At 60.4% G+C, this 21,429-nt stretch carries 20 protein-coding genes and 2 pseudogenes; 13 read left to right on the top strand and 9 right to left on the bottom strand.

What is annotated here, in order from left to right; genetic code table 11:
• Positions 1 to 116: 116 nt before the first annotated feature.
• The 3 genes and pseudogenes from FHX06_RS05100 to FHX06_RS05090 all read left to right on the top strand — a co-directional run.
• A pseudogene (locus FHX06_RS05100) lies at positions 117 to 1,025 on the top strand (NAD(P)-dependent oxidoreductase); the annotation flags it as partial.
• Positions 1,022 to 2,806 (top strand): IlvD/Edd family dehydratase, encoded by a 1,785-nt coding sequence (locus FHX06_RS05095; RefSeq protein WP_112543967.1) that lies wholly within the window; start codon positions 1,022 to 1,024, stop codon positions 2,804 to 2,806. The pseudogene FHX06_RS05100 and the gene FHX06_RS05095, both read left to right, overlap by 4 nt.
• A 132-nt stretch (positions 2,807 to 2,938) precedes the next feature.
• Positions 2,939 to 4,749 (top strand): annotated as a pseudogene (locus FHX06_RS05090) (putative bifunctional diguanylate cyclase/phosphodiesterase).
• 131 nt (positions 4,750 to 4,880) lie between these two features.
• Here FHX06_RS05090 and FHX06_RS05085 read toward each other — a convergent pair.
• Positions 4,881 to 5,081 carry a KTSC domain-containing protein gene (locus FHX06_RS05085; protein ID WP_051942244.1) on the bottom strand — a complete coding sequence of 67 codons (201 nt, stop codon included), beginning with the start codon at positions 5,079 to 5,081 and terminating at the stop codon, positions 4,881 to 4,883.
• Positions 5,082 to 5,349: 268 nt separating this feature from the next.
• Here FHX06_RS05085 and FHX06_RS05080 point away from each other — a divergent pair, with 268 nt between their 5' ends.
• Positions 5,350 to 5,883, top strand: coding sequence for a hypothetical protein (locus tag FHX06_RS05080; RefSeq protein ID WP_183878258.1), 534 nt, complete (start codon positions 5,350 to 5,352; stop codon positions 5,881 to 5,883).
• Here FHX06_RS05080 and FHX06_RS05075 read toward each other — a convergent pair whose 3' ends face one another.
• Entirely contained in the window at positions 5,884 to 6,723 is an 840-nt protein-coding gene (locus FHX06_RS05075; RefSeq protein WP_183878257.1) for a DUF6030 family protein, read from the bottom strand.
• A 128-nt stretch (positions 6,724 to 6,851) separates the two neighbouring features.
• The gene (locus FHX06_RS05070) at positions 6,852 to 7,061 is read right to left on the bottom strand and encodes a KTSC domain-containing protein (RefSeq protein ID WP_007815154.1); all 210 of its coding nucleotides are present in this window, start codon (positions 7,059 to 7,061) and stop codon (positions 6,852 to 6,854) included.
• Positions 7,062 to 7,323: 262 nt separating this feature from the next.
• Here FHX06_RS05070 and FHX06_RS05065 point away from each other — a divergent pair, with 262 nt between their 5' ends.
• Both FHX06_RS05065 and FHX06_RS05060 read left to right on the top strand, forming a co-directional pair.
• Positions 7,324 to 7,662: a hypothetical protein gene (locus FHX06_RS05065; RefSeq protein WP_112543971.1), complete on the top strand. Its 339-nt coding sequence runs from the start codon at positions 7,324 to 7,326 to the stop codon at positions 7,660 to 7,662.
• Positions 7,663 to 7,930: 268 nt separating this feature from the next.
• The gene (locus FHX06_RS05060; RefSeq protein ID WP_112971191.1) at positions 7,931 to 8,779 is read left to right on the top strand and encodes a GNAT family N-acetyltransferase; all 849 of its coding nucleotides are present in this window, start codon (positions 7,931 to 7,933) and stop codon (positions 8,777 to 8,779) included.
• Here FHX06_RS05060 and FHX06_RS05055 read toward each other — a convergent pair.
• Positions 8,776 to 9,693: a DMT family transporter gene (locus tag FHX06_RS05055; protein ID WP_113208275.1), complete on the bottom strand. Its 918-nt coding sequence runs from the start codon at positions 9,691 to 9,693 to the stop codon at positions 8,776 to 8,778. The two genes, FHX06_RS05060 and FHX06_RS05055, sit on opposite strands and share 4 nt — an antisense overlap.
• 188 nt (positions 9,694 to 9,881) lie before the next feature.
• Between FHX06_RS05055 and FHX06_RS05050 the strand changes: the two genes are divergently transcribed.
• Positions 9,882 to 11,180 (top strand): adenylosuccinate synthase, encoded by a 1,299-nt coding sequence (locus FHX06_RS05050; RefSeq protein ID WP_113116677.1) that lies wholly within the window; start codon positions 9,882 to 9,884, stop codon positions 11,178 to 11,180.
• A 60-nt stretch (positions 11,181 to 11,240) separates the two neighbouring features.
• The gene (locus tag FHX06_RS05045) at positions 11,241 to 13,622 is read left to right on the top strand and encodes a hypothetical protein (protein WP_183878255.1); all 2,382 of its coding nucleotides are present in this window, start codon (positions 11,241 to 11,243) and stop codon (positions 13,620 to 13,622) included.
• 87 nt (positions 13,623 to 13,709) lie between these two features.
• Here the strand turns inward: FHX06_RS05045 and rpoH are convergent, their stop codons facing one another.
• Positions 13,710 to 14,618, bottom strand: coding sequence for an RNA polymerase sigma factor RpoH (gene rpoH, locus FHX06_RS05040; protein ID WP_037104500.1), 909 nt, complete (start codon positions 14,616 to 14,618; stop codon positions 13,710 to 13,712).
• A 270-nt stretch (positions 14,619 to 14,888) separates the two neighbouring features.
• On the opposite strand from rpoH, the gene FHX06_RS35530 reads away from it, so the two are divergent.
• Positions 14,889 to 15,050: an entericidin gene (locus FHX06_RS35530; RefSeq protein ID WP_246715473.1), complete on the top strand. Its 162-nt coding sequence runs from the start codon at positions 14,889 to 14,891 to the stop codon at positions 15,048 to 15,050.
• A gap of 13 nt (positions 15,051 to 15,063) precedes the next feature.
• Here FHX06_RS35530 and FHX06_RS05035 read toward each other — a convergent pair whose 3' ends face one another.
• Positions 15,064 to 16,089: an RluA family pseudouridine synthase gene (locus FHX06_RS05035; protein ID WP_183878253.1), complete on the bottom strand. Its 1,026-nt coding sequence runs from the start codon at positions 16,087 to 16,089 to the stop codon at positions 15,064 to 15,066.
• A 42-nt stretch (positions 16,090 to 16,131) separates the two neighbouring features.
• On the opposite strand from FHX06_RS05035, the gene FHX06_RS05030 reads away from it, so the two are divergent.
• Positions 16,132 to 16,524, top strand: coding sequence for a hypothetical protein (locus FHX06_RS05030; protein ID WP_112971187.1), 393 nt, complete (start codon positions 16,132 to 16,134; stop codon positions 16,522 to 16,524).
• A 7-nt stretch (positions 16,525 to 16,531) separates the two neighbouring features.
• Complete coding sequence (locus tag FHX06_RS05025; protein ID WP_183878251.1) at positions 16,532 to 17,356, top strand: TrmH family RNA methyltransferase; 825 nt, start codon at positions 16,532 to 16,534, stop codon at positions 17,354 to 17,356.
• Between the two features lie 5 nt (positions 17,357 to 17,361).
• On the opposite strand, the gene FHX06_RS05020 is transcribed toward FHX06_RS05025, so the two are convergent.
• Together FHX06_RS05020 and FHX06_RS05015 are read right to left on the bottom strand one after the other, a co-directional pair.
• Entirely contained in the window at positions 17,362 to 18,522 is a 1,161-nt protein-coding gene (locus FHX06_RS05020) for a hypothetical protein (protein WP_183878249.1), read from the bottom strand.
• Between the two features lie 123 nt (positions 18,523 to 18,645).
• Positions 18,646 to 19,236 carry a DUF1134 domain-containing protein gene (locus FHX06_RS05015; protein ID WP_112971197.1) on the bottom strand — a complete coding sequence of 197 codons (591 nt, stop codon included), beginning with the start codon at positions 19,234 to 19,236 and terminating at the stop codon, positions 18,646 to 18,648.
• A 178-nt stretch (positions 19,237 to 19,414) separates the two neighbouring features.
• Here FHX06_RS05015 and chpT point away from each other — a divergent pair, with 178 nt between their 5' ends.
• Positions 19,415 to 20,065 carry a histidine phosphotransferase ChpT gene (gene chpT / locus FHX06_RS05010; protein WP_183878247.1) on the top strand — a complete coding sequence of 217 codons (651 nt, stop codon included), beginning with the start codon at positions 19,415 to 19,417 and terminating at the stop codon, positions 20,063 to 20,065.
• 113 nt (positions 20,066 to 20,178) lie between these two features.
• Positions 20,179 to 20,541: a response regulator gene (locus FHX06_RS05005; RefSeq protein ID WP_112543981.1), complete on the top strand. Its 363-nt coding sequence runs from the start codon at positions 20,179 to 20,181 to the stop codon at positions 20,539 to 20,541.
• Between the two features lie 124 nt (positions 20,542 to 20,665).
• Here FHX06_RS05005 and ctrA read toward each other — a convergent pair whose 3' ends face one another.
• Positions 20,666 to 21,367 carry a response regulator transcription factor CtrA gene (gene ctrA, locus FHX06_RS05000; protein ID WP_003542362.1) on the bottom strand — a complete coding sequence of 234 codons (702 nt, stop codon included), beginning with the start codon at positions 21,365 to 21,367 and terminating at the stop codon, positions 20,666 to 20,668.
• Positions 21,368 to 21,429 lie beyond the last annotated feature (62 nt).

Raw genomic sequence — 21,429 nt, 5'->3', positions numbered from 1 at the left:
GGGCGGGGACCTTGGTCCTCGCCCGTTTCGTTTTGAGGGATGCGACAAAAATGCGTTACGTTCATCAAAACGGTTGCATGCTGAGGTGAGGGGGGTATCAAGGGCAGGCAACAGTTCGGGAAGGCTGGGTGACACACGCATCGGAAGACAGTGGAAAGCGGAAGATCGCTTTCCTCGGTACGGGGCTTATGGGTGCGCCGATGGTACGGCGGCTGCTTGGCGCCGGTTTTTCCGTCACCGTCTGGAACCGTGATCGTACCAAGGCCGGGGCGCTCTCCGGCGACGGCGCCGTGATCGCGTCCACCCCCTCGCAGGCTGCTGCTACAGCCGACATCGTCATCTGCATGCTGACCAACGCCCAGGCCGTCGGACAGGTGTTGTTCGACATGGGCGCCGTCGATGTTATGCGACCAGGCGCCGTTATCATCGACATGAGTTCCATCGCCCCGTCATTTGCACGCGAGCATGCCGAGAAGCTGGCCGAACGCGGAATCGGCCATATCGACGCCCCGGTCTCCGGCGGTGTGGTCGGCGCTTCGGCCGGAACACTTGCCATCATGGCGGGAGGGGATGCGTCCGTCATCGCCGAACTCACCGATATCTTCGCGCCGATGGGACGTGTCACCCATGTCGGGCCAGCTGGCGCCGGGCAGCTTGCCAAGCTCGCCAATCAGCAGATCGGTGCCGTTGCGGAGGCGATGATGCTGATCGAGGCGGGCGGAGGTTCGCCGGCCGCCTTCCGGGACGCCGTGCGCGGAGGCTTTGCAGACAGCCGCATTCTGGACATCCACGGCAAACGCATGATTGACCGGCAGTTCGCACCAGGAGGCTCTTCCGCCAACCAGTTGAAGGACCTCGATGCCGTCATGGCGACGGCAAAGGCGTTGTCTCTGACATTGCCGTTGACGGAAGCGGTTCACGCCGAGTTCACCGAATTTGTTGCCAAAGGCAACGGCGAGATGGATCACAGCGCCTTGCTGCTCCATCTCGAAGACAGGAATGCCTCACAGGGAGGAAAGAAATGACAGACAGAAAGACCGAAAAGCGCCGCCTGCGTTCACAGGACTGGTTCGATAATCCCGATCATATCGACATGACGGCGCTCTATCTGGAGCGCTTCATGAATTACGGGGTGACGCCGGAAGAGCTGCGGTCCGGCAAGCCGATCATCGGCATTGCCCAGAGCGGCAGCGATCTGACACCGTGCAATCGCGTCCATATCGAGCTGGCAAAGCGCGTGCGCGATGGCATCCGCGATGCAGGCGGCATTCCGATCGAATTTCCGACGCACCCGATCTTCGAGAACTGCAAGCGGCCGACGGCAGCACTTGATCGCAATCTCGCCTATCTTGGCCTTGTCGAAATTCTTTACGGCTATCCGCTCGACGGCGTCGTGCTGACGACAGGCTGTGACAAGACCACGCCTTCTGCGATCATGGCGGCTTCAACGGTCGATATTCCGGCGATCGTTCTCTCGGGCGGACCGATGCTCGACGGCTGGCACGAAGGAAAACTCGCAGGCTCGGGCATGGCCATCTGGCAGTCGCGCCGCAAGCTCGCAGCAGGCGAGATCGACGAAGAGGAATTCCTGCAGACGGCGCTCGATTCGGCTCCCTCCGTCGGGCATTGCAACACGATGGGCACGGCCTCGACCATGAATGCGCTGGCCGAGGCGCTTGGCCTGTCGCTGACAGGCTGCGGCAATATTCCGGCTGCCTATCGCGAGCGCGGCCAGATGGCATATCGCACCGGCCGCCGTGCGGTCGAGATCGTGTTCGAAGACCTGAAGCCGTCGGATATCCTGACACGCGAAGCCTTCCTCAACGCCATCAAGACCAATTCGGCGATCGGCGGCTCGACGAACGCCCAGCCCCATCTTGCCGCCATGGCAAAGCATGCAGGTGTGGAGCTGTATCCCGAGGATTGGCAGGTGCATGGGTTCGACATTCCGCTATTGGCGAATGTGCAGCCTGCGGGCGCCTATCTCGGCGAGAAATTCCACCGTGCCGGCGGCACGCCTGCCGTCATGTGGGAATTGCTGCAGGCCGGCAAGCTCGACGGCGACTGTCGCACGGTCACCGGTAAGACCATGGCGGACAACCTGAAGGGCCGTGAATCGCGCGATCGCGACGTCATCAGGTCCTATGACGAGCCTCTGAAGGAGCGTGCGGGCTTCCTCGTACTCAAGGGCAATCTCTTCGATTTCGCCATCATGAAGATGAGCGTCGTGTCAGAGGATTTCCGCAAGCGTTACCTGCAGGAGCCCGGCCGCGAAGGCGTGTTCGAAGGCAAGGCGGTCGTCTTCGACGGTTCTGAGGACTATCACAAGCGCATCAACGATCCGGAACTCGGCATCGACGAGAACACGATCCTCGCCATCCGCGGCGCCGGTCCACTCGGCTGGCCGGGTTCTGCCGAGGTGGTCAATATGCAGCCGCCGGATCATATCCTCAAACGCGGCATCAAGAGCTTGCCGACGATCGGCGACGGGCGCCAATCCGGCACTTCGGACAGCCCTTCGATTCTCAATGCCTCGCCGGAGAGTGCGGCGGGTGGCGGGCTTGCATGGCTGAGGACCGGCGACATCATTCGCATTGATTTCAATCAGGGGCGTTGCGATATGCTGGTCGACGAGGCTGAAATCGAGCGGCGCAAGGGCGATGGAATTCCGCCGGTGCCGGCTGATGCAACGCCATGGCAGCGCATTTACCGCAATACGGTGACGCAACTTTCTGATGGTGCGGTCATCGAAGGCGCGGCTGACTTCCGGCAGATTGCCAAGAATCCACCGCGGCACAATCACTGATTGAGCGGGGGTTCCGGGCAAAACAATATTGGTCGAAAAGAAGGCAGTCGTAACGAACAGTTCACCTAGTAACTAGTTCGGTACTTACGAAAAGGCTTCATTAATGGGGGCTTGGGACTATATTATAAGTTTGTGCAGGCTTCGAAGGCTGAAACCAATTGCCCGAGAATAAACCAACGCGATCAGAGCGAGAGTTCCAGGATCTTCTTCGGCGACTGGAGCTGGCGCTTGATGCTTCGCAAATTGGTGTGTGGGAACACAGCATCAACAAGGATGCTATTCTCTGGGATGCACAGATGCATCGTCTCTACGGCACCGGTCAGACAGATCGAGAAGCGCCGACCCTTATCTGGGCGAACGCCATACATCCTGACGACAGGGAACGGGCCGAGCGGGATTTCGAAAAAGCGATTGCTACTCGCGGTGCCTACAATTCTCAGTTTCGTATCATTCTGCCGAGTGGCGAGATCAGGCACATCAGATCGCGTGCACATTTCTACGTCGATGAGGAAGGCATGCCATCCTTCATCGGTGCCGAATGGGACGTAACGGCCGACGTTCTGCTCAATGCCGAACTCGGCAAGCAGAAGATGGTGGCCGAAGCGCGAGCGCTGGCGCTCGAGGAAAGCAATGCCCGCATCGAGCACGTCGCCGATCATGACTACCTGACGGGAATGCCGAACCGACGGCTGCTGGACAAGCGACTTGCCGAATTGCCCGGTGACAAGAGCATATCCACGCTTGCCGTCCTGCATCTTGATCTCGACCAGTTCAAACAGATCAATGACAGCCACGGCCACACGGCGGGTGACGCAGTGTTGCGATCGGCATCGCTCAGAATTGCTGCCGCCATTCCCGGCAACGGCATGGCTGCGCGCGTCGGCGGAGACGAATTCGTTATTGTCCTGATGAATTTCGCAGGGCTAGAGGAGCTCACGGCGATAGTCGAGGATGTGCAGCGGCGGTTGCGGAAGAAAATTCGCTTCGGGAAGGAAATGCTGCAGTCCGGTGCATCGATCGGCGTGTCGTGGAGCAGCGACAGGCGGGCGCGCAACCTGCTTGCCGAGTCCGATCTGGCGCTCTACCAGGCAAAAAAGCTCGGTCGCAATCGCATCGAATTCTTCAGCCGGCAGCTTCAGGACGACCTGCGCGGCAAGCGCCGCCTTGCTGAGGGGCTTGCCCAAGCCCTGGAAAAGGGAGAGGTCATTCCTTACTATCAGGTCCAGCTCGATGCGCGCACCCGCGAGATCACCGGGCTGGAGGCGCTGGCGCGCTGGGATCATCCGGAAAAGGGCGTGCTTGCGCCGGGCGTCTTCCTGCGCATTGCGGACGAGTACGGGCTTTCGGCTGATATCGATGCCGCGGTCCTGCAGCGCGCGCTTGAAGATCGCGCCGCCTGGCAGGCCATGAGCTACCATGTGCCGCGCATCGCGGTGAACATCTCACCCGGACGTCTTGCCGATCCTGCCCTGCTGGAGAAGCTGCGCCGGCTGGCCATTCCGCCCGGCGCCATTGTCTTCGAACTGGTGGAGACGATCTTCCTTGACGATTGCGATGAGAAATTCCTCGCCAATATCGACCTCATCAAGGAGATGGGTATCGATATCGAGATCGATGACTTCGGCTCCGGCCATGCCTCGCTCATCGGTCTCGTGCGGCTGAAGCCGAAGCGGCTGAAGATCGATCGCCAGCTCGTGACCGATGTGGTGGAATCGGCCGAGCAGAGGCGGGTGATCGGATCGATCGTCGAGATCGCCAAGGCTCTCGATGTGGAAGTGATTGCCGAAGGCGTGGAGACCGAGGCCCATGCCGTAACGCTGTCATGGCTCGGCTGCGACAGTTTGCAGGGTTTTGCGCTCGGCTACCCTTCCAGCGCCGCCGATACGGGGCGCCTTCTTGCGTCAACCGGCCACGACGGCAAATCGCGAAGCGTGGCCCGCTGAAATCGGGCTCTGAAACTCAGTCGATGAATGCAAGATAAGGCCGATTTCGGTTCGAACGGTCCGGTTGGCGGGCTCTTCAGTTTGCTTCCGGGGACGCCGACACGGCACGCCTTGGGTGCGTGCCGTATTTTTCAGGTGGTGCGGAAGCGGCCCCGGATCTGGCTCATGTAGAAGTCGCCAGGAGAAGCTGCTGCTGTCAGTCCGACGACGATGCCTTCGGGGACATCTTCGTAATGGCGGCGTTGGCCGTTGGTCAGGTAGAGCGTGAGGTGTCGAGTCTCGCGCTTGTAATCGATTGCCTCAATGAGTTTGGACTGCAGTCTAGTTTCCATGCGGTACTCCCCGATGTATTTCGCGCGAGAGAGGTGGCTGCTGGATCCGACGAGCGGTTCAAGACAGCGTCAAAGCTAATCTCTGGTCGATTCAAGTCAAGGATCGAAAGAGCTGAGCCGCACCTATTTTGAGTTAAATGCGTCTGAAGTTTGACGCGCCAAATTAGGGCGCGATCGCTATGAAAATGAAGCACGCCCCACAACGGAACAATCATCCGCCAACGCGCGTTCAAAAACGTTCCATCCAGCTTCAACCATGGTGATTTCGTTGCGGGTGATTGCAGAGCTGCTCATTCTTTTCGGCCGTGTCTGCGGTGTGCTCGCGGCCGTTGTCGGCGCAATGGCTTTCTCCTCCCATCTGGTTGCTTCTCCTGTCGATGCGACGCCGCGGATGGATGCGGAAAGTGGAGCGATCTGGACTTCCGTGCCGGTTCATATCGACCCGAGCCATCAGCCCTATGAACGCGAGCCCGATCGCTATCCATTCAAGTTTTCTGCCGGTCCGTCCCTGAAGGTCATCGACAATGCAACCTTCTCCTTGAAGGGCGATACTTTCGTCATTGCCGGCGTCACGCGGGTCGCTCCGCGGGCGCTATGTGCAGATCTGCAGGGTCGACGCCTTGCCTGCGGCCAGAACGCGGCGGGCCTGCTGCGGACTGCCTTGCGCCGCAGCTTCATCGAATGCAGCCGCAAGGCGCTGGCGTTGAAACTGTTCATGGTGAGTTGCCGACGGGACGGCCAGGATCTCGCCGGTCTGCTCAATGACACGCCCCGGTCGCACCTCGTTGCCAGCGTAAGGTGATTACGCGCGTCGCCAGAAAATGAGTTCCGGCACCTGCCATGAGGGATCGGGCGCGGGCAGCCAGGTCTTGGGGGAGAAGTAATCCTTCGTGCGGCGCTGTTGGGGGGAGGTCTCCTGAAGCAGGAGCGTGAAGTTGAAGGCGCCTGGCCGCGAAAATTCCTGGGTGAAGTTGATGAGCGCGCCGAAGCCTTCCTCCTTCACATCCTTGAGATTGCGGATTGCCGCCAGCGTATCATGAAAATCGAGCCAGGCCGGCTGCGTCAGCATGGTTTCGAAGATGCGCATCGTTCCCGCATCGAGCTGCCCGTCGCTGTTGGTCGCCGGGCCGACCAGTTTCACGCGCATGCTCGATATCGCACCGTTGCCGTTGCCCCGAACGACAAGAAAAAGCGAGCTGACGATGTGATCCTTATCTTTCTTGAAAATCTGTTCGTGGGAGCATTCGAACGTATCGGAATTGAAAGCTGTTTCCTTCCATTCGCTGGTTTCGATACCGGCCGAGCGCAGCGCTTCGCACATGGCCGGGCCGGAAATCCGCCAGGTGCGCAGGAAAACACTCGCAAGTGCCGGCTGTGGCAGATCGAACATGCGCGGTGCGATCTTGATGCTGACCGGTTCGGTACGGCGGAAGACCTTGGGCGGCGGGGGAGGCGGAGGTGGCGCGGGCGGGAAAAGCTCTATGCCGAAGGAGTGGGCCAGCGACTTCAGGTGCCGCATGTTGTTCGACAGCAGCACCGTTGCGCCAACAATGGAAAGGGATAGAACAATCAGCAGCCACATGACGGCGCGGCCCTTTTTCGGCTGCGGCGCCAGTTTCATGTTCTGATCGGACGATGGCATCGTCAGTTCGCGAGACCTCGGACAATGGAAGTCATCATTTATAAGGCTCGCGCTGATGTGGCAATCGATCTCGACCGGAGCGTGACACAATCGATTGAAGCCCGCTCCGGTGATGCGATCGAATCCTGTCAGGCCGCGATACGGCGATACCGCGTTCTGATCCGGTCAATATAATACTGGCCCGGCGAAGGCGCCTTCACCATCGTGCTCACGTCGGCGGCCGGCACGCCTTCGAAGAGACGCTCTTCGCCGTTGCGGAAGCAGATGCGCAGTCGCCCGTCTTCCTGGCTGAAATAGACGTTCTGGATAATCCTGGATTTGACTGGAACTTCGTGCATCGTTTTTGCCCCTGTTTCGTTTTGAGGCACCTTAAAAGTAAGGATGCGAAGATACCGTCAAGGCGTATGGTAAAGATTGTTTCCTGCCCGAACAGGCACAGTCTAAAAAGTCGCGTTTCAATAAAATTGTACGGATCTGCTTAAAAAGCCTGCAAATACTGGCATGTAGAGTGATCCTCATGAAAGCGGCCGGGCATGGACAGATGCGACCGGCGCTGCGGCCAGGCAGAAATTGCCGGCCGGCTGGAAACGGGGACTTGAGATGAGCAGACTTCTTCTTGCCGCAACGCTCGCAATCACGATATCGGCTGCAGGCCAGCCGGCTTTCGCCTTTGGCCCGGGCGGTTTCGGCCGTGATCTGATGTACACTTCGGCCATCGGCCACCTGCCGGAGGAGCCGTTGACGACGAGTGCCGGTTTCGTCCGCCCGAACATGCCTTTTGCCCTGAGCGCTCCGGCACAGGTCGAAGGCGAGGGCTATCAGCTCAAGGCCTATTCGCAGCAGCTGACCATCGTCGTCGGCTTCGTTTTCGACAGCGTTCTCAGCCACGCTGCCCAGACCATCGGCACTGCCGAAGCGCTGGGTCCGTTTCTGCGCTAAGGCCTGAAAACCGGATCCTGGCGTCATTTGGTCTGCACCCGCCGGAAGGATCCTGCGGGTGTAGTAATTTTCTTGAGATTGCAATTACATTGTTTCATGGTAAGGCGAGATCGAAGTTCTTTTGCATTGCATTTCAAAACGACGACACGCATCGTTCAAGCCGTGAACGTGAGTTCATCATGACCGGTCTGAGCGCAGGGACAATCGACTTGACGGTTGCTTGGCGCATGACTGAATGGACTTGCGGGTTTCAATCTGGGAAGGTTGCATGAATTCGGAATTTGCCGTTCGTTCCATGCGGCCCGGCGAACTGGAGCTTGCGCTGGAATGGGCACGTCAGGAGGGCTGGAATCCCGGCCTCGACGATGCGATCGCATTCCACGAGGCTGATCCCTCCGGATTTTTCGTGGGCGCCATCGGTGAGGTGCCGGTCGGCTCCATCTCGGTCGTCAAATATGGCGACAATTTCGCCTTCCTCGGTCTCTACATCGTGCATCCCGATTTCCGCGGCCGGGGCTTCGGCAAGGCGATCTGGAACGCCGGCATCGCTTCGGCCGAAGACCGTACGATTGGCCTCGATGGCGTTGCGGCCCAGCAGGCAGCTTATCGCAAGGCCGGTTTCGAGGTCGCCTACAACACGATTCGTTATGGCGGCGTGCCGACATCGGTGCCGGATTCGTCGCTCGTCGCGCAGCCGGTACCGGATGCACGGCTCGAAGGCCTGCTACGCTACGACAGCGGCATTTTCCCGCAGCCCCGTGCGGCTTTCCTTGCCGCCTGGTGCACGGCGCGAAAGGGACGCGGCTCGGTCGTCGTGCGCAAGAGCGGCAAGATCCGCGGTTACGGCACGATCCGCCGCTGTTACGAGGGCTACAAGATCGGTCCGCTTTTTGCCAATGATACGGATAGCGCCGCCGCCCTTCTGGCAGGCCTCATTCCCCAGGCACATGGTGCGTCGATCTATATCGATATACCCGCCGTCAATTCCGAGGCGATTGCGCTTGCCGAAAGCGTAGGGCTCGAACCCGTCATGGAAACCGCGCGCATGTATCGCGGCCCGGCGCCGGGAATCCAGCTGAAGAATGTCTATGGTGTGACGACGCTGGAGCTCGGTTAGTCGACCGGCGAAGCCGGTACGGTGGGCGCGGCCGTTTTCGGGCGGCCCTTTTCGGCGATGGCGATGCCGCCGAGCGTCAGTACCAGCGCAATCATGTGGAAAAGCTGCAGCATTTCGCCGAGCAGGGCGACGGAGAGCAGCGTGCCGAAAACCGGGACCAGATTGATGAACAGGCCGGCGCGATTGGCGCCTATTTCCTCGACACCCCTGATATAAAGTATCTGCGCGAGCAGCGAGGCGAAGATTGCCGTGTAGACGGCGATCGCCCAGCCCTCACCGTCAGGCCACTGGACGGTGCCGCGCGAAGTCTCCCACAAAAGGAGAGGCAATGCGGTCAGCGCTGCGCCGAGAGCCGGGACCGCCATCAGTGTGCGCCAGTCAACGACAGGCTTCCATCTCAGGAAAATCGTATAGACGGCATAGGCGGCGACGGCGATCAGCATCAAGCCATCGCCGCGGTTCAGACTAAGCTGCAGCAGAGTTTCGAGATTGCCATGTGCTGCCGTCAGCGCCACGCCGATAAGCGTCATGCCGAAGCCAACAACCTGTGCCAGCGAAACGCCGGTGCGGAAAAAGACGAAATTCAACAGGAAGATCAGCATGGGAATGCCGGCCTGCTCGATCGCAACGTTGATTGCCGTCGTGTACTGCACGGCCGAATAGAGCATGGCATTGAAGGTCGTGTAGCCGATCACGCCGTAGAAGAAGAGGAGAGGCAGGTTCTTGCGCACCACCGGCCAGTCCTTCCGCAACTGCGGCAGTGAAATGGCGGCGATCAGCACGACAGCAAGGAACCAGCGCAGGAAGGTCAGCATCATCGGACTGACGTGGCCAAGCGCCAGCTTGCCCGCGACCGCATTGCCGCCCCAGCAGAGAGTTGCAATGACGAGGCAGATATAGGCTGTTGCTTGCAAGGGTGCTCTTTCCGTCTTTGTCGTCGCTGGCGGGCTTTTGTGAGCGGGCTTAGCCTGCCGGCGGCTGATTTGTCACGTAAAAAGCCGAATCTGCGGTGATAACAGGGTCGCTTTCCCAAAAACAAAGCTTTATAGATGCGCGGGTTTGAGCAGGTGTGCGGTTCTCCGCCGGTAACAGGAAGAGTTTGATGACGAACGTAGTCGTGGTCGGTTCGCAGTGGGGTGACGAAGGCAAGGGCAAGATTGTCGATTGGCTTTCGGAACGTGCTGACATCGTTGTGCGCTATCAGGGCGGACATAATGCCGGACATACGCTCGTAATCGACGGCACGAGCTACAAGCTCTCGCTGCTGCCCTCCGGCGTCGTGCGCCCCGGCAAGATGGCCGTCATCGGCAATGGTGTCGTCGTCGATCCGCATGCCCTGATCGCCGAGATCGGCCGGCTGGAAGCGCAGGGGGTAAAGGTTACGCCCGAGAACCTGCGCATCGCCGACAATGCCACCCTCATCCTTTCCCTGCACCGCGAGCTCGATGCCTATCGCGAAGATGCCGCCTCCAACAGCGGCACCAAGATCGGCACGACCCGCCGCGGCATCGGCCCGGCCTATGAAGACAAGGTCGGCCGCCGCGCCATCCGCGTCATGGATCTTGCGGACCTCGAAGCCTTGCCTGGCAAGGTCGATCGCATTCTGACGCACCACAACGCACTTCGCCGTGGTCTCGGCGTTGCCGAGGTCAGCCATCAGACGATCATGGACGAACTGACCTCGATCGCCGACCGCGTGCTGCCTTTCCGGGATACGGTCTGGCTGTTCCTCGACAAAGAGCGCCGCAAGGGTGCCCGTATCCTCTTCGAAGGGGCGCAAGGCAGCCTGCTCGATATCGATCACGGCACCTATCCCTTCGTGACATCGTCGAACACGGTGGCCGGTCAGGCCGCTGCCGGCTCAGGCATGGGACCGGGTTCGCTCGGCTATATCCTCGGCATCACCAAGGCCTATACGACGCGCGTCGGCGAAGGCCCGTTCCCGACCGAATTGACGGACGAGATCGGTCAGTTCCTCGGCGAGAAGGGCCATGAATTCGGCACGGTGACGGGCCGCAAGCGCCGTTGCGGCTGGTTCGACGCTGCACTCGTGCGCCAGTCGGTCGCCACCAACGGCATCAGCGGCATCGCACTCACCAAGCTCGACGTGCTCGATGGCCTTGATGAACTGAAGATATGCGTCGGCTACATGCTCGACGGCGAACAGATCGACCATCTTCCGGCAAGCCAGGCGGCTCAGGCTCGTGTCGAGCCAATCTACGTCACGCTGGAAGGCTGGAAGGAATCGACGGTCGGCGCTCGCAGCTGGGCGGATCTGCCGGCGCAGGCGATCAAGTATGTTCGCCAGGTCGAAGAGCTTATCGGTGCGCCGGTCGCGCTTCTTTCCACCAGCCCCGAGCGCGACGACACCATACTTGTGACCGATCCGTTTGAGGATTAATGTCGCGGGTCACTTAAGGCGACCGTTCGGGAGTATGCCGGACTTCTTGAGAAAGTACTGATGGCGGATTTTATTGCAGTTATTCGGCGGGCGGTCGACGGCCTGTCTGAAAATACCCCCGAGATGCGGGTGAAGGTCTACGAGCGTGCGCGCGGCGCGGTGCAGCGGCAGCTCGAGAACATGAAGCCGCGTCCGCCGGAAGCCATGCTGCAGCGCCAGCTTGAAAAGCTCGAGGCCGCAATCCGCGAAGTCGAGGGTGAACATTCAGAAGCGGGGCCGATCGACGAACCGATTGCAGCCGCTCCGGAACCCGAAATCCACGAAGAGCCTGCGCCAGAGCATGAGCCTGTCGCAGAGGCAGCTCCCGCTGCCGAGGCACCTGTCTACGAGAGCGATGAGCCGCAGGGCGTAGAAGATACCGCCAGCGAGCAGCCTGCCGAGCCGGAAGAGGTCGTTCAGGCGGCCGCTCCCGCCGAGGAGGTGGTGCCCGAGCATGCTGAATGGCATCCGCCTCATGAGGAAGAAGCGCCTGCAGAAGAATGGCGTGCCCCGGAGCAGGCAGAGATTCATGCCGAGCCCGAGAGCCGTCATGAGCCGGCGGAAGAATATTATCCAGCGGAAGGCCGGCCTGAAGAGGTCGCTGCCGAGCCGGTGGCCGAAACCACCCATGAGGTTGAAGAGGAGCTTCAGCGCGAGGACGATCATCAGCCGGCTTCGCGTGGCCTAGACCGTGCGTCCAATCGGCTCGTTGAGCCGATGGCCGATTTCGAGCCGCAATCGCAGGCGCAAACCAGCGACTTCATCGAGCACGCGCGCGAAGAACCGGTTGCAGTGGATGCAGCAGCGCATTTCGATCGCATGTGGTCCGAGCCGGCTGCCGACACGCCCGCACCTTTGCCGCAGGAGGCCGAGACCGAATGGGCGCGCGAAGAGCTCCATTCCTATGCCGAGACCACGCCTGCCGTTCCCGCCGATGCTTCGGCACGCGCTTTCGATGAAATCTCGACGCTCGGAAATGGTGGTTCGCCGGCCGTCATGCCGGCAGCCAAGGAAAACTTCTCCTGGGAAGCTGCCGCTTTCGACGACCTGCCGCCGATCGAGGCAGGCACGGACAAGAAGACACCAGCTTCCGCGCATTTCGACGACGTCGATATCTTTGCGGAAGTGCATGCCGGCAATGGTTCCGCTTCTGCAGCTCCCGCACCGGCCGCGACGCCGAGCGAAGACTGGCGCGAGGCGCGTGCGCTGCGTGGCTACGACCGCCGCAATGCTGCCGCCGATGACGATGACAGCAATCCGCCGATGGATCTGGACCGGATCGTCGCTTCCAAGCTGCAGGGCAAGAGCTTCCGCATGGAGCCCAAGCGCCGCCGCTTCGGCATCGGCACGATCCTGGCCATCCTTGTGACGCTGGGCATCCTTGGCGGCGGCGCTTATGCCGGCTGGATGAACCGCCAGGCGGTGATGGAAATGGTCGACGGTCTCGTCAGTTCCGCACCGTCACAGGCGGCGCGCGATGATACGGCAACGCCGGCGACGACACCTCCGGCGCAGCAAAACAGCGCGCCGGCCACGACCCAGTCGCCAGATCACAGTGCTACAACACCGCCAGCGCGACCCAACCAGGAGGTTGCCTCGCTGGACGGTTCGGCTGCCAATAGCAAGTTCACCCAGCGGCTGCTCGCCGATGGTACCGAAGTCGATAACGGTCCGGCAGCAGTACCGGGAACGCCGACGGCGGAAGGCAAGTCGGTTGCCGAGCAGAACGTCGCCGCAGCCGATACCAGCTCGCCGAGCGTCCAGTCCGATGCTGCGCCGGCGGAAAACCTGACGCCGAATGGTCCTGCAGCCGCACCTGCTGCGCAGAACACGCCGATCGGCGCTACGGAAAAGATGTTCCTCTATGAGGAGCGCATCGGTGAAAGTTCGCCGACGGCGATCCAGGGGTCGGTCGTCTGGACCGTGCAGCATGAAGCAGGACAGGATGGCCGCCAGGAAGCGACCGTGCAGGGCAACGTCACCGTGCCGGAGCGCAATCTTTCGGCGCTGGTGACCTTCAAGCGCAATTCCGACCCGTCGCTGCCCGCAAGCCATCTTGTCGAGATCGTCTTCTCCGTTCCGCCGAATTTCGAAGGCGGCAGCATCGACAGCGTTCAGCGCATCTCGATGAAGCGTACGGAGCAGGATCGCGGCGATCCGTTGATCGCAGTGCCGGCCAAGATCACCGATGATTTCCACATGATCGCGCTGAATGACTATCCGGATGCGCGCAAGGCCAACCTGGACCTGCTTGCCACACGTGACTGGATCGACATTCCGATCACCTATCGCAACGGCCGCCGTGCGCTTTTGACCATGCAGAAGGGCGCCACAGGCGGAGATGCGTTCAACACGGCAATCAAGGAATGGACGGCGCTCGGAGACCTCTCGACAAGCCAGTAAGGCCAATCGCCCCGAACCTCGGAAATCACGCAAAATAAAAGGCGGGCCGCAAGGACCCGCCTTTCTGATTTCGAATGACGAACCAGCTTATGCGGTGGCTTCGACCACACGCACTGCCTTGGCACGCTCCAGCGCTTCCTTGCGGACCGCATCCTGCACCTTTTCAAAGGCACGGACTTCGATCTGGCGGACGCGCTCGCGGCTGATGTCGAACTCGGCCGAAAGGTCTTCCAGCGTCACCGGATCTTCGGCGAGGCGGCGGGCCTCGAAGATGCGGCGTTCGCGGTCGTTCAGCACGCTCATGGCCTTCGACAGCATGCGGCGACGGGTATCGAGCTCATCCTGCTCGATCAGCACGTCCTCCTGGCTGTCGTGGTCGTCCACGAGCCAATCCTGCCACTGGCCGCTATCACCTTCGGAGGCCTTGATGGGAGCGTTCAGCGATGCGTCGCCAGAAAGGCGGCGGTTCATCGAAACGACCTCTTCCTCGGAGACGTTCAGCTTTGTCGCGATCTCGGTCACATGCTCCGGCTTCAGGTCGCCGTCATCGATGGCCTGGATACGGCCCTTCAGCCGGCGCAGGTTGAAGAACAGACGCTTCTGGTTCGCTGTCGTACCCATCTTCACCAGAGACCATGAGCGCAGGATATATTCCTGGATCGAGGCCTTGATCCACCACATTGCATAGGTGGCAAGACGGAAACCACGTTCCGGATCGAACTTCTTGACGGCCTGCATGAGGCCGACGTTACCTTCGGACACGACTTCACCGATCGGCAGGCCGTAGCCGCGATAGCCCATGGCGATCTTCGCAACAAGGCGAAGGTGGCTGGTGACGAGCCTGTGTGCTGCATCGCGATCGCCGTGTTCTGAGTAACGCTTGGCGAGCATGTACTCTTCCTGCGGCTCCAGCATCGGGAATTTACGGATTTCGTCGAGGTAACGATTGAGACCGGCTTCGCCGGCGGTAATGGACGGCAAGTTATTTCGGGCCATGATGCACCCTCCTTGTATGGATTCCGGTTCCCGATGGAACGCGCCCTCGCGCTAAAGGCAAACCGGGACATGCGGCTCTCTCCAAGCCCGCAATAAGTCTATGTACAGATAAGTATGGCGAAACAGGGATTCAAGGTCGCCCCGGCGTTCACGAGGGCGTTATCCGGGCTCGGCCAGAGTTAGCCGGAGGCATTGATTTTATTGGCTGCTGCCGCATTTTTCCGGTGGCGTCGGCACTCTTGCGCCGGGCGCTTTCATGAGGGGAACCAGATGGTCAGACCAGCCTTTGCCGCCATACTGCTGCTTTCGCTTTCCGCTGCTCTTACATCCTGCGGCAACACTGCAAGGGGACTTGCACAGGACGGGCGCGACACTAGCCACGCCCTCGATAATGCCACGCATCGGGTTCTGGGCGCCGGCTCCAAAAAGTAACAGCGACTATCGCTCATCCGCGCAAGGCGTCAGCGAGCTCCACCATGTCATCCGGCAGGGGTACTTCGAAATGCATCACCTTGCCGGTGCGCGGATGCTCGAATTGCAGCATGTAGGCATGCAGCGCCTGGCGGTCGAACGCCTTGACGATCTTGCGGGCCTCGTCGGGCAGAAGATTGGCCTTGGTCCTGAAGCCGGCGCCGTAGACGGCATCGCCCAGCAACGGATGGCCGATGTGTGCCATGTGGACGCGGATCTGGTGCGTGCGGCCGGTTTCCAGGTGGCATTCGACGAGGGAGGCAAGCGCGCTCGCATCCGGGCTTTCATGAAAGCGCTCAAGGACTTCGTAATGGGTGATCGCCTCGTCGGCGCTCTCGTTTTCGGGGCGCTTGACGGCGCGGCGGGTGCGATCGCCGGTGGCACGGCCGAGCGGCGCGTCGATCGTTCCCGAGAGCGAGCGCGGACGCCCCCAGACGATCGCCTGATAGGCGCGTTCCAGCGGCATGGTGCGGCCGTGATCGGCAAACTGCAGCGAAAGATGGCGATGTGCCATATCGTTCTTGGCGACGACCATGACGCCGGTCGTATCCTTGTCGAGGCGGTGAACGATGCCGGGGCGCCGCACGCCGCCGATGCCTGAGAGGGTGTCGCCGCAATGGTGGATCAGCGCGTTGACGAGCGTGCCTGTCCAGTTGCCCGGGCCGGGATGGACGACGAGGCCGGCCGGCTTGGAAATGACGATCACGTCTTCATCCTCATAGAGGATATCGAGCGGGATATTCTCGCCCTTTGGCGCCGGATCTTCGGGCTCCGGCAAGGTGATCTCGTAGCTGTCGCCGGCCCGCACCTTTCGTTGCGGATCGGTAACCGGTGCGCCCTTCAAAAGAACCTGGCCATCCTTGATCAGCGCCTTGATGCGGCTGCGGGAAAACTCCTCGCCGACCTGTGCTGTCAGCCAGGCGTCCAGGCGGCCTTCGGCGGTCTCGTCAGCGGTCAGGACTTTTCTATTGTCATCTGCTTGTTTAAAGGGGTCGCTCAAGACGCTTCTTCTCCGACGTATTTTTAGAACGGGACGCCATAGATGACGAAATTCGAGCCAGCTGACGATGAGCAGGAAGAAAAGCCCCTTGACCCGGCTATGGAAAATGTCCGGCGCAAGATGGTTCGCCTGCAGATCGTCTCGGGCGCCATCATGTTCGTGAGCCTTATGGCGGTCTTCGGTGCCGTTGTCTACAAGGTGACGCGCACGGAGCCATCCCAGGCCACAGCATCGACGAACTCTTCGGGCGTGCCTTCGGACGCGCCGGTGTCGGTAACGGCTTCGCTGCCGCTTGGCTTCAAGATCGAGCAGACGTCGCTTTCGGGCGGGCAGATCCTGTTTTACGGCACTGATGTCAACGGCAAGCGCAAGGCGCTGGTCTTCGACATCAAGGCGAGCCGCATCGTGGCCGACATCACGCTGTCGGGCAACTGAGGCCGGTATGGCCGCGATACCGCACACGATCGAAAGTCCCGAGGATCCGCGGACTGCGGAATTTCGCGATATTCGCGAACGCGACCTGACTGGCCGGCAGAACCGCTTCATCGCCGAAGGCACGGTCGTGCTGCGCATGCTTGCCGAAGCGCATGCGGCGGGCAGGGGATTTTCGGCCGAGAAGATCCTGCTGCTGCGCAATCGGCTCGACGGAGTGTCCGAGATTCTCGAACGCTTTCCCGATGACGTGCCGGTCTATGTGGCGGATGGCGACGTTCTTGATGGTATCGTCGGCTTCAACATGCATCGCGGCGTGCTCGCCCTTGGCCACCGGGAGCAGGCAGCGGAAAGTGTCCTTCTCGACGCGCTGCCTGGTCGGGCGCTTGTCCTCGTCGGCTGCGGCATCTCCAACCACGACAATGCCGGCTCGATGTTTCGCAATGCCGCTGCATTCAAAGCGGATGCGATCCTGTTTGATGAGACCTGCTGCGATCCGCTCTACCGCAAGGCGTTGCGCGTTTCGGTCGGCTCGGTCCTCAGCACGCCCTATCACCGCGGCGGTAATGCGCTTGATCTTCTCTCAAGCCTCGCCGGGCGCGGTTTTGCAATCTGGACGCTGTCGCCACGCGGCGAGACGGATATCCGGCAGGTACCGGCGTCCGATCGCATGGCGCTCGTCGTCGGCACCGAGGGTGAGGGACTGCCGGAGGCCGTGCTTTCCCGTTTCCGCAGTGCGCGCATTCCGCAATCTGAAGGGCTGGACAGTCTCAACGTGGCGACAGCAACCGGCATTGGTCTCTTTGCCATATCTTCGGCTATGGCCCGAATCTGACGGGGTCAGCGCTGCGGATCGGCGATGATCGCAGCTGCACGGTCAGCGAGATTCACGCGGTCGTTCGCTCCCTTCTTCTCTCCGCTGTCAGGCAGGAGGGAGAGGATCGGAGAGGACGGACCTTCGTTGAGCGCCGTAAGCGCCACCATGCTGGCGGCGATCGAGGTGATTTCCTCGCGAAGCGCACCATCGCGACTGGTATTGTTTCTTGCCTTCTGCAGGTGATCGGCCAGTGCCGCGCTGCGCCTGCGGACATTGTCGCTCATCTGCGCTGTGATAGATGTGAGATCGAGTTCCGAGGTTTCGGCTTCGCTGCTCCCTTCGGCGGGAAGATCGGCAACAGCGTTGGCAAGACCGGCATCGCGCAGCAGCTTGGTGACCTTGCGCAGCTCGGCATTGGCCGCCTTCAGCTGGTCCTTCAACTTGGCGATTTCCTGCTGCCGGCGGCCGAGCAGGGCTTCTTTGTCCGCGGCGGAGGCGGTTTCTCGGGCGGCCTTGTCCTCGAGGCGAATGACCATGTGCTGCTGCTGGCTGAGCTTCTGCTCGGCATCCTTGGCGCGCTTCTGCAGAACGGTCACGTCCTTGCGCATCGTATCGCGTTCGTCGCGCATGGCATTGGCGCGAAACTTCAGGTTCTCAGCTTCAGTCTCGCGGGCGGCAAGGTCGATCTTCAGACTGTCGGCCTGTTCCGCAAGCTTGGAAAGCCGCGCACGCAGCGTCTCCAGCTCGCTATCCTTGTTGGAGCCAGCCTGTTCGGCAATATGCAGGCTCGTCTTCAGCTGGCTGATATAGTTTTCGTCCTTGCGAAGATGGGAACGCTGCTCGGCGGCCTCCACCTGCATTTCGCCGATCTGCGCGCGTGCCTCGTTTACTTCGGAGGCCAGCCTGCCGGCATCGACGGCGAGCGCGTCATGGCGCAGCTGCAGGGAGAGCGACTTCTCGCGTTCGCGCTGCAGATCCTGCGCAGTGCGGGCATTTTCAGCGGCGTAGAGCGCGCGCACCATGTCCTTCTGCGCCCGCACTTCCTGCGGGCTCAACGGCATCGTGGCCTTGAGGCGGTTCTCGGTGTACCAGACGATGCGGCGATGGACAGCAGGCGAGACCAGAAAGACGAGGAAGGCCGCGGTCAGGAAACCCAATCCGAACAAAAGAGCATATTCGATCACGGCGCGGCCATCGCTTCGAAGGTTGATACAGTCCGTTGATTAAGCACGCAGGGGGCACATCGGCAAGGCTGCGGGCGCCGGCAGGACCATATTCCCAGGAATATTAGCGCTGATCTGAGCTTTTCAGAAGGGGTTCCACGTCGGGTTCGGGGTGACCTTCAGGTAGCCGACATTGATGCCGAGACGGGCGCCGACACCGGTGCGGATCGGTACGACCAGAACATTGTTGTTCTTGAGAAGCGTCATGCCGAAGCCGGCGATGACATAGGCCGAGCCGCTGACGCCGCCGAAGCGGGCATAGATGGAATCGATGGACGGCAGGTCGTAGACCAGCATCATGACGCGCGAGCCCTGGCCGCCGTAGTCAAGACCGAGAGACGGACCCTGCCAGTAGAGCGGGTGTTCGCCTGCATTCTTGGTGTTGAGCTGGCCTTCGCCGTAGGTCAGGCCGGCGATGAAGGCGCCGCCGCCTTCCTGGCCGAGAATATAGCCGTTCGGCAGGCCATATTTCTGGAAGGCGCTTTCAACGACCTTGGCAAGGCCGCCGCTGGTCTCGCCGAAGAAGGAATGACCGGCATCGACGATTTCCTGCACTGTATACTGGCCGTTGCTCTGCTGCGCTGCGGCCTGCCCTGTAATCATCATCGACGAGATCACGATTGCGGTCAGCAACTTGCAGAAGCCGATAAATCTTCCGAGAAATTGGAGGCGCATGATGTCATCCATTCGTCATTGTCAGGAGTATTAGCATTTGATGCATTTTGCGCCGATCGTCTTAACAATCGGTTTACCAAATATGGTGTCATTATGGCGGTGAGTACGGTCGCAAACTTCGCGCAATTTTGATCAGGCACACTACCGGGTGGAATGACACTGCCGCCCTCAGGAGACGATGATGTCCAAGAACCCCAATCTCACTCTGTCCGGTCCGGACCTGGCAGCACTTCTGTGCAGCCGCGTGTGCCATGACGTGATCTCACCAGTCGGCGCCATCAACAACGGCCTGGAGCTTCTGGACGAAGGCGGAGCAGATTCGGATGCGATGGATCTCATCCGCACCAGCGCACTGAATGCCTCGGTCCGTCTCAAATTCGCACGCCTTGCCTTTGGTGCTTCCGGTTCCGTCGGCGCCTCGATCGATACCGGTGAGGCCGAACGTGCGGCCAAGGATTTCGCTGTGGCCGAAAAGAAGACCGAAGTGACCTGGAGCGGTCCGCGCGCGATCGTCGCCAAGAACAGGGTCAAACTCCTTCTGAACCTTTTCCTCGTCGCATATTCTTCCATACCGCGCGGCGGCAATCTGGATATCACTCTGGAAAATCCCGAATTCGATGCAAGCTTCAAGCTCGTCGCCAAGGGCAAGCTGATGCGCATGCCGCCGAAGTTCATCGAAATCGCTACCGGCACTGTCGAAGAAGCGATCGATGCGCATTCGATCCAGCCCTACTATACCGTACTTCTGGCTGAAGAATGCGGCATGGTTCTGGGTCACGAAGTCAGCGCCGAAGAGATCATCTTCACTGCCAAGATCGCTGCAGCGTAGTTTACCAATTGCTGATCGAAGCAACGGCGGTAACGATTCCTTAGCCTGATCAACCTATCCTCGAAGGTCAGGAAGGCCCTCGATGGAGACAGCGCGAGGGATAAGGAGCCGCCATGCAGAGATTCATGATCACCGACAGTTCGGACATCGTTCGCAAGGTCGGCAAGCGAATCCTTTCCGAACTCGATTTCCTGGTCAGCGAAGCGTCGAACGCCGAGGAGGCGCTGCAACGCTGCCAGGCCGAGCTTCCCGAATATCTGATCGTTGATTCAGGTATGGAAGGGGCGCTCGAACTCATCGCCGCCATCCGCGCCCTGGACGGCGGCAAAGAGGTGAAGATCTACTATTGCGTCATCGAGGCCGACCTGAAGAAGCTGATGGCCGGCAAGCGGGCAGGGGCAACCGACTTCCTGCTGAAGCCATTCGACCGCAAGATCCTCACCGCCGTGTTCGGAAATCGCGCAATCGCCGCCTGAGCAGGTCGCGCAAATCGTTAACGCAAGCCGTCCCTCCGGGCGGCTTTTTCATTTCGGGATAGAGCACCAAAACAAAAATCCCGCCACAAGGGCGGGATTTTTAGGGATAAGCGGATTTGGCGGATCAGGCGGTTTCGGCGTATTCGGCACCATCGGGCTCGCGCAGCACATAGCCGCGACCCCAGACGGTTTCGATGTAGTTGGCGCCGCCGGCGGCATTTGCAAGCTTCTTGCGCAGCTTGCAGATGAAGACGTCGATGATCTTCAGTTCGGGCTCGTCCATACCGCCATAAAGGTGGTTCAGGAACATTTCCTTGGTGAGCGTGGTACCCTTGCGGAGCGAGAGAAGCTCCAGCATCTGGTATTCCTTGCCCGTCAGGTGAACGCGCTGGCCGCCGACTTCGACGGTTTTTGCATCGAGGTTGACGATCAGTTCGCCGGTCATGATAACCGACTGTGCATGGCCCTTGGAGCGGCGGACGATCGCATGGATGCGAGCGACGAGCTCATCCTTGTGGAAGGGCTTGGTCATGTAGTCGTCGGCACCGAAGCCGAGACCGCGAACCTTGTCTTCGATACCGGCCATGCCCGAGAGGATCAGGATCGGAGTCTTGACCTTCGACAGACGGAGAGTGCGCAGCACTTCGTATCCGGACATGTCGGGAAGGTTCAGATCGAGAAGGATGATATCGTAGTCATACAACTTGCCCAGATCCACGCCTTCTTCGCCGAGATCTGTCGTATAAACATTAAAACTCTCAGATTTGAGCATCAGTTCGATGCTCTGCGCCGTAGCGCTATCATCCTCGATGAGTAGTACCCGCATAATTATCCCCTTTACCGCCGCCGAAAGGTGGCATGGCCCCCTACGCGATACCGAATAAGCTA

The organism is Rhizobium sp. BK512 (assembly GCF_014194915.1).
Classification (GTDB): domain Bacteria; phylum Pseudomonadota; class Alphaproteobacteria; order Rhizobiales; family Rhizobiaceae; genus Rhizobium.
The sequence above is the reverse complement of the archived record's forward strand: the minus strand, read 5'-3'. Positions and strand labels throughout refer to the sequence as shown.

What these genes read in the sequence shown, in the direction of transcription:
- FHX06_RS05095 (WP_112543967.1), top strand. Translation starts at nt 1,022, where the DNA reads ATGACAGACAGAAAGACCGAAAAGCGCCGCCTGCGTTCACAGGACTGG.
- FHX06_RS05085 (WP_051942244.1), bottom strand. Translation starts at nt 5,081, where the DNA reads ATGGAAACTAGACTGCAGTCCAAACTCATTGAGGCAATCGATTACAAG.
- FHX06_RS05075 (WP_183878257.1), bottom strand. Translation starts at nt 6,723, where the DNA reads ATGCCATCGTCCGATCAGAACATGAAACTGGCGCCGCAGCCGAAAAAG.
- FHX06_RS05070 (WP_007815154.1), bottom strand. Translation starts at nt 7,061, where the DNA reads ATGCACGAAGTTCCAGTCAAATCCAGGATTATCCAGAACGTCTATTTC.
- FHX06_RS05065 (WP_112543971.1), top strand. Translation starts at nt 7,324, where the DNA reads ATGAGCAGACTTCTTCTTGCCGCAACGCTCGCAATCACGATATCGGCT.
- FHX06_RS05060 (WP_112971191.1), top strand. Translation starts at nt 7,931, where the DNA reads ATGAATTCGGAATTTGCCGTTCGTTCCATGCGGCCCGGCGAACTGGAG.
- FHX06_RS05050 (WP_113116677.1), top strand. Translation starts at nt 9,882, where the DNA reads ATGACGAACGTAGTCGTGGTCGGTTCGCAGTGGGGTGACGAAGGCAAG.
- FHX06_RS05045 (WP_183878255.1), top strand. Translation starts at nt 11,241, where the DNA reads ATGGCGGATTTTATTGCAGTTATTCGGCGGGCGGTCGACGGCCTGTCT.
- rpoH (WP_037104500.1), bottom strand. Translation starts at nt 14,618, where the DNA reads ATGGCCCGAAATAACTTGCCGTCCATTACCGCCGGCGAAGCCGGTCTC.
- FHX06_RS35530 (WP_246715473.1), top strand. Translation starts at nt 14,889, where the DNA reads ATGGTCAGACCAGCCTTTGCCGCCATACTGCTGCTTTCGCTTTCCGCT.
- FHX06_RS05030 (WP_112971187.1), top strand. Translation starts at nt 16,132, where the DNA reads ATGACGAAATTCGAGCCAGCTGACGATGAGCAGGAAGAAAAGCCCCTT.
- FHX06_RS05025 (WP_183878251.1), top strand. Translation starts at nt 16,532, where the DNA reads ATGGCCGCGATACCGCACACGATCGAAAGTCCCGAGGATCCGCGGACT.
- FHX06_RS05015 (WP_112971197.1), bottom strand. Translation starts at nt 19,236, where the DNA reads ATGCGCCTCCAATTTCTCGGAAGATTTATCGGCTTCTGCAAGTTGCTG.
- chpT (WP_183878247.1), top strand. Translation starts at nt 19,415, where the DNA reads ATGATGTCCAAGAACCCCAATCTCACTCTGTCCGGTCCGGACCTGGCA.
- FHX06_RS05005 (WP_112543981.1), top strand. Translation starts at nt 20,179, where the DNA reads ATGCAGAGATTCATGATCACCGACAGTTCGGACATCGTTCGCAAGGTC.
- ctrA (WP_003542362.1), bottom strand. Translation starts at nt 21,367, where the DNA reads ATGCGGGTACTACTCATCGAGGATGATAGCGCTACGGCGCAGAGCATC.